Source organism: Kitasatospora sp. NPDC001527, from assembly GCF_040298605.1.
Taxonomy (GTDB): domain Bacteria; phylum Actinomycetota; class Actinomycetes; order Streptomycetales; family Streptomycetaceae; genus Kitasatospora.
This window is the reverse complement of sequence record NZ_JBEPAM010000041.1, coordinates 1-12,332: the sequence shown is the minus strand read 5'-3', so window position 1 is coordinate 12,332 and position 12,332 is coordinate 1. Positions and strand designations below refer to the sequence as shown.

9 protein-coding genes are annotated in these 12,332 nt (G+C 73.9%); 8 read left to right on the top strand and 1 reads right to left on the bottom strand.

All coding sequences use genetic code 11. The annotated features are described in order from the left end of the window. Positions 1 to 80: 80 nt before the first annotated feature. The 6 genes from ABT238_RS28985 to yidD all read left to right on the top strand — a co-directional run bounded on the left by ABT238_RS28985 (position 81) and on the right by yidD (position 8,126). A complete protein-coding gene (locus ABT238_RS28985; protein WP_350567956.1) occupies positions 81 to 890 on the top strand; it encodes a DUF1963 domain-containing protein in 810 nt (269 codons plus the stop codon). A gap of 106 nt (positions 891 to 996) precedes the next feature. Beyond that, complete coding sequence (locus tag ABT238_RS28980) at positions 997 to 2,106, top strand: hypothetical protein (RefSeq protein ID WP_350799230.1); 1,110 nt, start codon at positions 997 to 999, stop codon at positions 2,104 to 2,106. A 70-nt stretch (positions 2,107 to 2,176) separates the two neighbouring features. Then, on the top strand, positions 2,177 to 3,520 hold the full coding sequence (locus ABT238_RS28975; protein WP_350567951.1) for a KamA family radical SAM protein: 1,344 nt from the start codon (positions 2,177 to 2,179) through the stop codon (positions 3,518 to 3,520). 449 nt (positions 3,521 to 3,969) lie between these two features. Next, complete coding sequence (locus tag ABT238_RS28970; protein WP_350567948.1) at positions 3,970 to 5,382, top strand: family 2B encapsulin nanocompartment shell protein; 1,413 nt, start codon at positions 3,970 to 3,972, stop codon at positions 5,380 to 5,382. A 1,239-nt stretch (positions 5,383 to 6,621) separates the two neighbouring features. Further along, complete coding sequence (locus ABT238_RS28965) at positions 6,622 to 7,395, top strand: bestrophin-like domain (protein ID WP_350567944.1); 774 nt, start codon at positions 6,622 to 6,624, stop codon at positions 7,393 to 7,395. Between the two features lie 110 nt (positions 7,396 to 7,505). After that, positions 7,506 to 8,126, top strand: coding sequence for a membrane protein insertion efficiency factor YidD (yidD, locus tag ABT238_RS28960; RefSeq protein WP_350799209.1), 621 nt, complete (start codon positions 7,506 to 7,508; stop codon positions 8,124 to 8,126). 136 nt (positions 8,127 to 8,262) lie between these two features. Here the strand turns inward: yidD and ABT238_RS28955 are convergent, their stop codons facing one another. Further along, positions 8,263 to 10,590 carry a glycosyl hydrolase family 18 protein gene (locus ABT238_RS28955; protein ID WP_350799198.1) on the bottom strand — a complete coding sequence of 776 codons (2,328 nt, stop codon included), beginning with the start codon at positions 10,588 to 10,590 and terminating at the stop codon, positions 8,263 to 8,265. Positions 10,591 to 10,911: 321 nt separating this feature from the next. Here ABT238_RS28955 and ABT238_RS28950 point away from each other — a divergent pair, with 321 nt between their 5' ends. After that, positions 10,912 to 11,520 (top strand): class I SAM-dependent methyltransferase, encoded by a 609-nt coding sequence (locus ABT238_RS28950; protein ID WP_350571993.1) that lies wholly within the window; start codon positions 10,912 to 10,914, stop codon positions 11,518 to 11,520. A 141-nt stretch (positions 11,521 to 11,661) separates the two neighbouring features. Beyond that, entirely contained in the window at positions 11,662 to 12,246 is a 585-nt protein-coding gene (locus ABT238_RS28945) for a TerD family protein (RefSeq protein WP_350571992.1), read from the top strand. The last annotated feature ends 86 nt before the right edge of the window (positions 12,247 to 12,332 follow it).

The window sequence follows — 12,332 nt, the reverse complement described above, 5'->3', positions numbered from 1 at the left end:
GCCGCCCCCGCGGCGGCACCTGACGGGGCCTTCGCCGCTGCGGCCCGGCCGTTGTCGGACCCTCGTGACAGGCTGGGCGCATGGCCGAACCCGTGACCACCGACACCCCCGTGACCGCCCCCGGCGAGGGCGTACCGCCGATACCCGGCGAGGTCGCGGAGCTGATCCGCGCCCGGGCGGGCGCGCGGCTGGCACCCCTGGTCCACCGTCTGTTCCGCTCCTCCCTCGTCCTCGACCCCGTGCCGGATCCGCTCCCGGACGGCGAGGCCGTCGGACGGCTCGGCGGGCTGCCCGCGCTGCCGGCGGACGCCGCCTGGCCGGAGTTCGCCGGCCGCCCGATGCAACTGCTCGCCCAGCTCGACTGCGCCGCCCTCGCCGCGGCCTTCCGGGCCGACGGGCCGGACGGCGGCGGCTGGCCGCTGCCCGCCGACGGACTGCTGCTCTTCTTCCACGACGAGTGGCTCTCCGACTTCACCGGCCGCGGCTGCCGCGTCCTGCACCTGCCCGCCGGCGCGCCGCCGCGGCCCGCGCCGGCCGCCGAGCGGGGCACACCCGCCCTCCCGGCCGTCCCGGTCCGGGCCGCCCGGGCCCTGTCCGCGCCCTCCTACCAGGACCGCGAGCTGGAGCGGGTCTTCCCCGACGACTTCCTGATCGCCCTCGACCTGTCCCAGGACCTCGCCGAGCAGCTGCCCCACCCCGCCGTCCGGGTGCTCGGCTGGTGCGACACCGACACCGGCCGCCCCGAGGGCCACCGCCCGCTGCTCCAGGTCGAGAGCGGCGTGCTGGACGCCGACTGGGGCGAATGCGTCAACGTCTCCTTCTGGATCACCCACGAGGACCTCGCCGCCGGCCGCTTCGACCAGGTCCGGCACGGCTTCGCGATCGCCTGACAGGCGGGACCGGGAAGGCGGGTCCTACGCTGGGAGGAGGCCCGGGCGAGTCGTCGGCCGCCGGCCCGGGCGAGGCCGGAGCGGGCGGCGGAGCGGTGGGACGGACGTGGCCCCAACGACAGAGCCGGACCCCGGGAAAGAGCCGGACCCCGGGACGGACGCCGGGACGGACCCGGAACCCGGGCATTCGGAGCAGCCCGGGCAGCCGGGGGACGTCGACGGTGCCCCGGTCGCCGAGCTGATGCGCTCGATGCGCGCCCACCCGGCCCGGATGCCGGAGCTGCTCGCCGTCTTCGCCGTGCGCCACCGCGGTCCGCGCGCCGCCCGCAGGGTCGAGGCGCTGCGGGCGGCCCACCCGGAAGCCGCCGATCGCGACCTGGCCCGGCAGGTCGTCGACCGCGCCCGCCGGGTCAGCCAGAACGAGGGTGCCTTCGTCGGCGGCCCCTTCCTCTGGATGGCCCCGTTCGCCTTCTGCGTCGCGCTGCTGGCCCAGGGGCAACTGCTGCTGGAGCTCGCCGCCATCGCCGGCAAGGACCCCACCGACCGGGCCCGCGCCCCCGAGCTGCTCGTCCTCCAGGGGGCCCACCCCGACCTCGGCAGCGCCGAGCGGGCCATCGCGGCCGGCCCGCCGCCCACCGACCGCAGCGGCCGCCTCGGCCGGTTCCGGGGGTTCGGCGCACTGGTCTGGCGGATGGCCCGCCTGCTCGGGCTGACCAGCGAGGGCGTCGTCCCGCCGCCCTCCCGGTGGCGGACGGCGGGGGAGTGGGGGCTGCTCGCCCTCGCGCTCCTGGTGGGCACCGTCGCCCCGCTGATCTGGCTCCCCTACATGGCGTTCTCCTACAACCGGGCCACCGACCGGCTGGCCGCCCGCGCGCTCGCCCACCACTTCGGCGGGCACCCGACCGACTGGCCCGGCCGCCGCCGGGAGCGGGGCGACGCCGGGATGGCGGCCGCCATCGGCCGGGTCCTGTTCGCGCTGCTGATCCCGGTCGCGGGGGTGGTGGTGCTGCTGGTCGCCGACGTGCGGCTGGCCGACAGCCGCTGGCCGGCGCTGGCCCTGGTGCTGGCCGGCCTCTCGGTCGTGGTGAGCACGATCTGGTGGATCGCCCGCCGGCGCTCCCCGCACCCGCCCCGGGAGCGGTCCCCGGAGGGGGGCAATGGTTCAACCACCGCCTCCCCGAAGCCACCTGACGTGCAGTCACGGCACGAAGGTTAGGCTGCGCACAGGGCCGCGGGGAGCGGCCGGGAGAAGGGTGACACGGGTGCGAACCGTACAAGACCAGGGCGTGAACGACGACCCCGCGGGCGGCCGCCGGCCGAAGCTGCGCGCGATCCCCGGCCACCGTCTGGCCGGGCTGCCGCAGCTCGCCGGGGCGGACGAACGGCTGCGGCACGAGATCGCGGTGGTCGCGTCCGTCCTGCCGTTCAAGGTGAACAACCACGTGCTGGACGAGCTGATCGACTGGGAGCGCGTCCCCGACGATCCGATGTACCGCCTGACCTTCCCGCACCGGGACATGCTCCCGCCGGAGATCTTCGACGGGATCTCCGCGCTGCTCGCCGCGGGCGCCCCGCGCGAGCGGCTGGCGGAGGCGGTCGCCGCCGCCCGGCGGGCGCTCAACCCGCACCCGGGCGGGCAGTTGGAGGAGAACATCCCCCAGCTCCACGGCCGCCCGGTCCCGGGGCTGCAGCACAAGTACCGGGAGACGGTGCTGCTCTTCCCCGCGCAGGGGCAGAGCTGCCACGCCTACTGCGGCTACTGCTTCCGCTGGGCGCAGTTCGTCGGCGAGCCGGACCTGCGGCAGAGCCTGCCGGGCCCGGCGACCGCGCTGGACTACCTGCGCGCCCACCACGAGGTCTCCGACGTGCTGATCACCGGCGGCGATCCGCTGATCATGTCCACCGCCCGGCTGGCCGGCTACGTCGAGCCGCTGCTCGGCCCCGGTACCGAGCATCTGCGCACGATCCGGCTGGGCACCAAGGCGCTGGCCTGGTGGCCGCACCGCTTCACCACCGACGCCGACGCCGACGACCTGCTGCGGCTGTTCGAACGCGCGGTCGCCGCCGGCCGGCAGGTGGCGGTGATGGCGCACCTCAGCCATCCGCGCGAACTGGCCGGGGAGGCGGTGCGGGCGGCTGTCGCGCGCATCCGGTCGACCGGCGCGGTGATCCGGGCGCAGGCGCCGCTGATCCGGCACGTCAACGACGATCCGGCGGTGTGGGCGGGGCTCTGGCGGGACATGGTCGGCCTGGGCATCGTGCCGTACTACCTGTTCGTCGAGCGGGACACCGGGGCCAGCTCCTACTTCGAGGTGCCGCTGGCGCGGGCGGTGGGGATCTACCGGGACGCGGTGCGCCAGGTGTCGGGCCTGGAGCGGACGGCGCGCGGGCCGGTGATGTCGGCCGGCCCGGGGAAGGTCTGCGTGGACGGGGTGGCCGAGATCGCCGGCGAGCGGGTCTTCGTCTGCCGCTTCCTGCAGGCCCGTGAGGCGGACCGGGTGGGTCTGCCGTTCTTCGCCCGGTACGACGAACGGGCCACCTGGTTCGACCAGTTGAGGCCGGCCTCGTTCGAGCGGCGGCCCTGGTTCGGCGCCGGGCTGCGGTTCGCCGGGGAGCCGGCCCTGGTCTGATCCGGACGCCGGTCGGGGCCCGGTCGAGGCTCGGTCGGGGCCCCGATCGAACTTTGTTCGAAGCTCGAACGGATGTTTGACGAGCCGGTGCCCCGCCGGTCGGGGCGCGGGCTTTCGCGGTCCTCTGTTCGGATGGGGTGCATCGTTCCCACGTCCGGGCGATGTGTGTACGCATAAATGAGCGGTCCTGGTGAGCCGTGATCCTCGGATTCAAACCTTCCGCTCGGAGAGATTCACCCTATCGGGGGGCGCTCGGCTGCCGTGCGAGGCCGCCGGGGCCTTGGTGATCTAGGGTTTCGATGGATCGCCCGAGCGGACCGCACCGCATCGCAGAGGCCTCCAACACTCCCATCGATACGCGTATCTGATGATCCGTCGAAACCGAGCTCCCGGCTGCCGCCGGCCGCACGACGGGTCGGCGTGACCCGAACACGAAGGAGACCCTGCCGATGTCCGTGGAGACGACGAGCCCGGAGACACCGCAGGTGGCCCCGCAGTCCAGCCTGACGACGGCCGCTGCCCGCAACCTTGCCACGACCACCAAGTCCGCACCGCAGATGCAGGAGATCACCTCCCGCTGGCTGCTCAAGGTGCTGCCCTGGGTGCAGGCCGCCGGTGGCGCCTACCGGGTCAACCGCCGGCTGACCTACACCGTCGGCGACGGCCGGATCGAGTTCATCAAGACCGGTTCCGAGGTCCGGGTCATCCCCCAGGAGCTCGGCGAACTGGCGCTGCTGCGGGGCTTCGAGGACGACGAGGTGCTCGCCGCGCTGGCCGACCGCTGCGAGCAGCGGGACTTCGGCCCGGGCGAGGTACTGGCCGAGCGCGGCGCGCCCGCCGACCGGATCTACCTGATCGCGCACGGCAAGATCAACCAGATCGGCACCGGCAAGTACGGTGACGAGACGGTGGTCAGCGTGCTCGGCGACGGCGACCGCTTCGGCGAGCAGTCGGTGCTCGACCCGGACGCCGTCTGGGAGTTCACCGCCAAGACGGTGACCGCCGGTACCGTGCTGTCGCTGCCCCGCCGGGACTTCGAGCGGATCCGCGACAACTCGCCCGCGCTGCGCGAGCACCTGGACGCCTTCCTCGAACTGCCGCTCCAGGCGCAGAACGAGCGCGGCGAGGCCGAGATCGCGATGTCGGCCGGCCACCACGGCGAGTACCAGCTCCCCGGTGCCTTCGTGGACTACGAGCTCAAGCCGCGCGAGTACGAGCTGAGCGTCGCCCAGACGATCCTCAAGGTGCACACCCGGGTCGCCGACCTCTACAACCAGCCGATGAACCAGATCGAGCACCAGCTGCGGCTGACCATCGAGGCCCTGCGCGAGCGCCAGGAGCACGAGCTGGTCAACAACCCGGAGTTCGGCCTGCTCAACAACGCCGACTTCGACCAGCGGATCCAGACCCACTCCGGCCCGCCCACCCCGGACGACCTGGACGAGCTGCTCAACCGCCGCCGCGACCCCGACTACCTGCTCGCCCACCCCCGGACCATCGCGGCGATCGGCCGTGAGCTGAACGCGCGCGGGCTCTACCCGCACCACGTCGACCTCGGCGGGCAGCAGGTGCCGGCGTGGCGCGGCGTTCCGATCCTTCCGTGCAACAAGATCCCGATCAGCAAGGAGAACACCAGCTCGATCCTGGTGATCCGGACCGGCGAGGACAACCAGGGCGTCATCGGCCTGCACCAGACCGGAATTCCGGACGAATACCAGCCGAGCCTCTCGGTCCGCTTCATGGGCATCGACGAGAAGGCGATCATCTCCTACCTTGTGAGTGCCTACTACTCGGCCGCGATCCTGGTGCCGGACGCGGTGGGTGTGCTGGAGAACGTCGAGATCGCGCACGGGCGCCGCTGAGGCGCAGCTCGGGCCGGGCGTAACCGGTCCACCGCATGATCGTTTCACCGGATACCGGACGGCCCGCCCCTGCGGCGGGCCGTCCGGGTGTCGGCCCCCTTCCCGGCGCGGCCGACCTCCTGACGACACGAGAGGTGCACGGAGCCATGCCGCAGCCCCAGCCGCCCCGGCGGATACCGACGGACGGGTCGCCGTGACGGCGGACCGGCGCCCGGCGCCCGTCGCCGCCGGGCCCGGTGTCCCCGGCGGTCGCCGCGCGCGGCGGATCCGGCTGGCCGGCGCGGCCGCCGGGGTGGCCGCACTCTGCGCGCTGGTGAGCGGCTCGGCCGCGGCCCGCTCGGCGGGAGCCCACGGTGGCGGGCGGCCGCACGGGCCGGTGGTCCACACCTGCGTCTCCGCCCGGGCGGACGTCGCGGTCGGGGCCGGCGGGGGCGGGGTGGACGTCGAGGTGGAGGCGGACGTGCAGGTCGGGGTGGACGTCGACGTCTCCGGGATCCTGCACCACCCGCATCCGCACCCGCATTCTCCCAGGCCGACGCCGACGCACCACCACCCCTGTCCGTCGCCGACTCCGAGCCCGACGCCGACTCCGACCCCCACCCGGACGCCGACGCCGAGCCCTACGCCGACCCCCACCCCCACGCCGACCCCCACCCCCACGCCGACACCGACCGTCACGCCCAGCCCGACCCCGGTGCCCACCCCGGCACCGACCCCGCCGCCGAGCCCGGCTCCGCTGCCGCCCGCCCCGCCGACGCCGACGCCGCGGCCGACCCCGCCGCCCGCGTCGCCCCGCCCGCCGGCCCCCGCGCCCACGCCGAAGGCGGTGACCCCGCCGCCCGCGCCGGTGGTCCCCCCGCCCCCGGCGCCCGCGCCGAGTCCGAGCCCGACCCCCAGCCCGGTGCGGCCGGCCCCGACCCTGCGGCCCGTCCCGCCGGCCCAGCCCGTCCAGGCTCCGGAGCGCCACCACGGCAGCTCGCCGACCCGGACGATGCTGGTCGTCACCGTGCCCGCCGTGCTCGCGGCGGCGGCCCTGCGCCCACGCGGCCGGGCCGGCCGGGGTGGCGGCGGTGGTTCCCGTGGCTCGGGCGGCGCCGGCGGTTCCGGTGGCTCCAGCGGCTCCTGACGCCGCCTCCCCTGCCCCTCCCCTTTCCGTTCGTCGGACCGCATCCGGCCCGACGAACGGTCTCGACTGTTTCCGATCGACCCTGTCGATCCCCGCCCGAGAAAGGAGTTCCCATGTCCGAGTGGTTGGCGCTGGCCATCGCCATGCTGGCGGCCTGCGCCGTCGTGGTGGCGGTGGTGCTGCTGAGGCACCGCCGCGCCGGTGCGGACGAGGACACCGACGAGACGCCCGACGTCATCGAGTACATGACGATGATGATCGGCGTGGTCTACGCGATCGTGCTCGGCCTCGCCATCGCCGGCGTCTGGGAGGCGCGCGGCGTGGCCCAGGACGACGTCTTCCGCGAGGCGCAGTCGCTGCACGAGGTGAGCGAACGGGCGCAGGTCTACCCGGTGGAGTTCCGGGACAAGGTCCGCGCCGACGTCGACGCCTACGTCTCCTACGTGGTGGACGTGGAGTGGACGTACATGCGCGAGCACGGCGAGATCTCCGAGCGCGGCACCGAGCTGCTGGAGAAGCTGCGCACCGACGTGGCGACCCGCACCCCCGCCTCCGACCTGGAGGCCCAGGCCTACCAGCCGATCATGGACCGGATCAGCATCGCCGACGACGCCCGCAACGCGCGCGGGCAGAACGCCGGCCCGACCATGCCGGGCGTGGTCTGGTTCGGCCTGATCGTGGGCGCCGTGGTGACCGTCGGCATGGTGTTCGCCCTGCAGATCCGGCGCTCCGTGCGGGAGCTGCTGCTGGCCGGCGCGTTCAGCGCGCTGATCGCCTTCCTGCTGTTCCTGATCTGGGACTTCGACGACCCCTTCGGCCGCAGCGTCTCGGTCACCACCCAGACGTTCACCGACCTGTTCCCCACCCTGGGCGGGGGGAGCGGCTGAGCACCCGCCCCGTCCTCCTGCCGGCCGGCCCCCCGGTCCGCGGCCTTCGATAGTCTGATCGAGCCGTTGGGGGCCGGCCCCGGCGTGCGCGCCGAGAGGAATCGTCAGCGTTGTCCCACCACGAGCCCGCCCAGGGCGAACAGTTCCCGACGACCCAGGACCCTGGACGCGCCTGGTGGTGGCTGCCGGCCGAGGAACGGCGCAGGCGCAAGCGCCGCCAGCAGGAGTGGAAGGCCTACCTGCGCCGCCACGGGCAGCAGAAGAAGAAGGACAACGACCCGGAGGACTGCCTCCCCACCGGCTGCAGCGGCGGCGGTGGCGGGGGCACCGGCTGCGGAGGCGGAGGTGGCGGGTGCGGAGGCGGCGGTGGCGGGTGCGACGGCCCCTGCCTGATCGCGATGTTCCCGGTGATGCTGGCCGCCGGCCTCAGGTTCGCCCTCACCGGCGGCCGGACGCGGCGCGCGGCGCACGGCAGCGACCCGGCCGCGCCCCCGCCGCGCGGTCTGGCCGCCGGGGTGCTGTACGGGGCGGTGCGGCACTACCGCGCCGAGATCAGCCCGAAGCGCCCGGCCTGCTGCCCCTACACCCCGACCTGCTCGACCTACGCCGTCCAGGCGCTGCACCGGCACGGGGCCCTGCGCGGCGCCCGCCTGACGGCGGGCCGGCTGTTGCGCTGCCGCCCGGGCGCGGCCCGTCGCGGCGGCGGCGTCGACCCGGTGCCGGAGCGCTGAGCCGCCGGGCCGCGAACGCCGGAGGCCGGCCGGTGCGGGACCGGCCGGCCCCCGGGGACCGTTGACGCTGGACGCCGACGGGCGGCGTCGGCGAGCGAACGTCAGTACGTGATGTCGGCGGGCGACGCCGGTGACGTCACTTCAGGCTGCCGCTCATCGCGTTGAGCATGGTGCCGGAGGCGTCGTCGTTCTCCAGGGAGAAGGCGAACATCCCGGCCAGACCCTTGCTCTTGACGTACGCGCCGCGGGCCTGGACGGCCTGCGGGGTGTCACCGGTCCAGAAGTTGGTGCCGTCGTACACCCAGGAGGACTCGGTCACCGGGTCCCAGTGGGTGTTGGCGGCGGTCGGGTTGAGCTCCTTCCAGGCGGCCAGGCCGGCCTCCGCGCTCAGCGGCTTGGCCGGGGTCGGGCCGGTCGCGCTCTGGTACAGGCCGAAGTTGTTGCCGGCCGGCACACCGGTCCAGCCGCGCCAGTAGAACGGCACGCCCAGCACGATCTTGTTCGCCGGGAAGCCGCCCGCGATGCCGTACTCCGCCAGGCCGGTGGTGTACGCGGTGATCGTGGTGTCGACGTTGTACTTGCGGTTGCCCGGGGTGATCGGCGTGGTCGGGTCGGCCGGGCTGTCGTGCAGCGGGTCCTGGTGGTTGGTCGGGCCCTTGGCGTCCCAGGCGCCGTGCATGTCGTAGGTCATGACGTCGGCGTAGTCCAGGTACGCGCCGATCTTGTCGGTCTCCAGCTGCGCGATCTTGTCCTGGCCGCTGGGCAGCGCCGCGGTCAGCAGGAACTTCTTGCCCTGGGCGTTGCCGAGGGTGTCCAGCTGGGTGCGGAACTCCTTCAGCAGCAGGGTGAAGTTCTGCTTGTCGGCGGGGGAGTAGTGGTTGCCGGTGTGGCCGCCGGCCGAGCCCGGGTACTCCCAGTCGATGTCGACGCCGTCGAAGAGGCCGGCCGCCGAGGCCGCGCCGCCCGCCGGGTCACCGGCCACGTTGGTGGGCAGGTTCCCCTTGAGGAACATGTCGAGGCAGGAGGAGACGAACTTCTTGCGCGAGGCGTCGGTGGCGGCCGCGTCGGAGAAGTACTTGGAGTAGGTCCAGCCGCCGAGTGAGATGGTGAACCGCAGGTTCGGGTACTTGGCCTTCAGCTGGCGCAGCTGGTTGAAGTTGCCCTTGAGCGGCTGCTCCCAGGTGTCGGCGGTGCCGTCCACGCTGGCCGCGCCGTTGTAGTCGGCCTGGTAGTCGGCGTAGGCGTCACCGGCGCCGTCACCGGCGTTCGGGTTGTTCTCGTTGCCCGAGTCCGAGGCCTTGACCGCCTGGAAGCAGGTCAGGTTGGTCGGGTGGATGTTGGCGAACGCGTACTGGATGACGTCCAGCTTGCCGGCCGCGCCGCTGGTGTCCACGTTCTTCGCGTGGTACGCGTTCTCGTAGACGCCCCACTGGTCGAAGTAGGCCGCGCGGAACGGGCTGTTCGCCGGCGCCGCGGCGGTGGTGGTGCTCACCGGGGCGGACTGGGCGGAGGCGTGGCTGCCGGAGTAGCCCTGGACGGTGAAGGTGTAGCCGCGGGTCGGCAGCAGCGAGCTGACCGCGACCGAGGTGCCCATCGAGGTGGCCACCAACTGGTCGCCCGCGTAGACCTTGTAGGCGACCGGGGCGTCGCCGGCGGTCGCGGTGGACGGCTGCCAGGAGAGGACCACCGCGTTGTGGGTGACCTTGGTGACGGTGACGCCGCCGGGCGTGGTGACCTTGCCGTCGCCGGAGGGGCCGGTCCCGGTCGAGGTGGCGGTGGGCGTCACGGTCGGGCTGTTGGTGGCGGTCGGGCTGTTCGTCGCCGTGGGGCTGTTCGTCGCCGTCGGGCTGTTGGTCGCGGTCGGGCTGCTCGTGGCGGTGGGGCTGTTGGTGGCCGTCGGGCTGGCCGTGCCGGTCGGGCCCGCCGGGCCGGTCAGGCTGAGGTCGTCGGCCTGGTACGCGCCGGTGCCGTACCAGCCGTGGGTGAAGACCGTCACCGAGGTGGTGCCGGCGCCCGTGGTGAAGGTGGTGCTCAGCTGCGTCCAGCCACTCGCGTTGGGCACCCAGCTCTGGGAGTTGACGCCGGTGCCGGTCGCGCCCAGGTAGACGTAGCTGCCGCGCACCCATCCGGCCAGGGTGTAGGTGGTGTTCGGCTGGACGGCGACGGTCTGCTGGCACTGCGCGGTGTCGGACGCCGAGGCGGCGCCGTTGAGTGCGTAACCGCCGCCGTGCACCGGGGTGGTGACGACCGATCCGTTGACGCAGGTCCAGCCGGCCAGGGTGCCGGCTTCGAGGTCGGCGTTGGAGAGCAGGTTGACGGCGGCGGCCGAGGCGGTGTTCAGGGAGAGCGCGATGGCGGCGCTGCCGGTGCTCAGCGTGGCCGCGAGGGCGAGGGCGAGCGCCCGGCGGCGCGGAGCGGCGGCCCGGCGCTCAGCGGGACGCGCGGACATGACACGGTCGTGCATGCGGTGGTCCTCCGGAGGAGTGGGGGTTCCGGCGGTGCGGTGGCCCGGGGCGGGCCGGGGGAGCCAGGCCGGGCGCTGTGGGGGCGCGCGGCCGGGTGAACACGTGCGGCAGGGCAGGAGCGGCAGGGCATGCGTGCGTATGCGTGGCGCGCGGACCGGCCGGAGCCGTCGCGGTCACGACATCACAGATTGGACTGGACCAATATTCGCCGTCAAGGGTGTCCGGTGGGCGGATGGTCGGAGGCCGGACGACCGGTGGGACGGGCCGCGGACCGGTACGGTGGCCTCCCGGAAGATCCCGCGTCGAACGGAGAACGGGTCATGGACAGCCGCGCCTGGGACGACCGCTACGCCGCGAGCGAGCTGGTCTGGGGCACCGAACCCAACCGCTGGGTGGTCCGCGAACTGGCCGGGCTCGCCCCCGGGCGGGCACTGGACCTCGCCGCCGGGGAGGGCCGCAACAGCATGTGGCTCGCCGGTCTGGGCTGGGAGGTCACCGGACTGGACTTCTCCACCGTCGCCCTCGGCCGCGCCGAACGGCTCACCGCCGCGCTGCCCGACGAGGTCGCCGACCGCCTCACCTGGCGGCACGGCGATGCCCGTGCCGTCGAGGCCCCGCCGGAGGGCTACGACCTGGTCCTGGTCGCCTACCTCCAGCTCCCCGCCGAGGACCGCCGGGCCGCGCTGCGCGCCGCCGCCGGGGCCCTCGCCCCCGGCGGCACCCTGCTGGTGGTCGGCCACGACTCCACCAACCTGACCGAGGGGGCCGGCGGCCCGCAGGACCCGGCGGTGCTCTTCACTCCGGACGACGTCCTCGCCGACCTGGCCGGCGCGGGGCTGCGCACCCTCCGCGCCGAGCGGGTCCGCCGCCCGGTGGGCGAGGGCGCGGAGGCGATCGACGCCCTGGTCCGCCTGGAGCGGGCGGCCTGACCGGACGGCGAGCGGCGATCCGCTTCCGTGCCGCGTCCGCGGGGTATGCAGGTGTCCCGGGACGAGGGCGTACGCGGGGCGCGGAAAGATCTACAGTGCTGTAGATTCGTGGCGCGCAGGCGAGTATCTGAGGAGGGCGCGATGAGCGTTTCGCTGGCGAAGGGTCAGAAGCTGAGCCTGGAGAAGCCGGGCGGAGGCCGACTGGGCGTGGTGCGGATGGGCCTCGGCTGGCGCGCCGCGCAGAAGAAGGGCTTCCTGGCGAAGCTGTTCGCCGGCCAGGAGATCGACCTGGACGCCTCGGCGGTGCTGTTCGCCGCGGGCAAGCCGGTCGACGTGGTCTTCTTCCAGCACCTCACCAGCAACGACGGCTCGGTGCGGCACAGCGGTGACAACCTGACCGGCGGCGCCGGCGACGCGACCGACGACGAGACCATCACCGTCGACCTCAACGCCGTGCCGGCCGAGGTGGACCAGATCCTCTTCACCGTGAACTCGTTCACCGGCCAGACCTTCCAGGAGGTCGAGAACGCCTTCTGCCGGCTGGTCGACACCCAGACCGGCACCGAGCTGGCCCGGTACACGCTCACCGGCGGCGGCGCGTACACCGCGCAGATCATGGCCAAGGTGCAGCGCACCGGAACCGGCTGGCAGATGACCGCGATCGGCCAGCCGGCGGGCGGGCGCACCTTCCAGGACCTCATGCCGGAGCTGGTCAAGCACCTCTGAGAGGGCGTTCGATAGGGGAATTCCCCCAACTGTCCGGCTTCCATTGGCGCGGCACGGACTCGGTTCCAGGATCTCGTAGCGGCCGG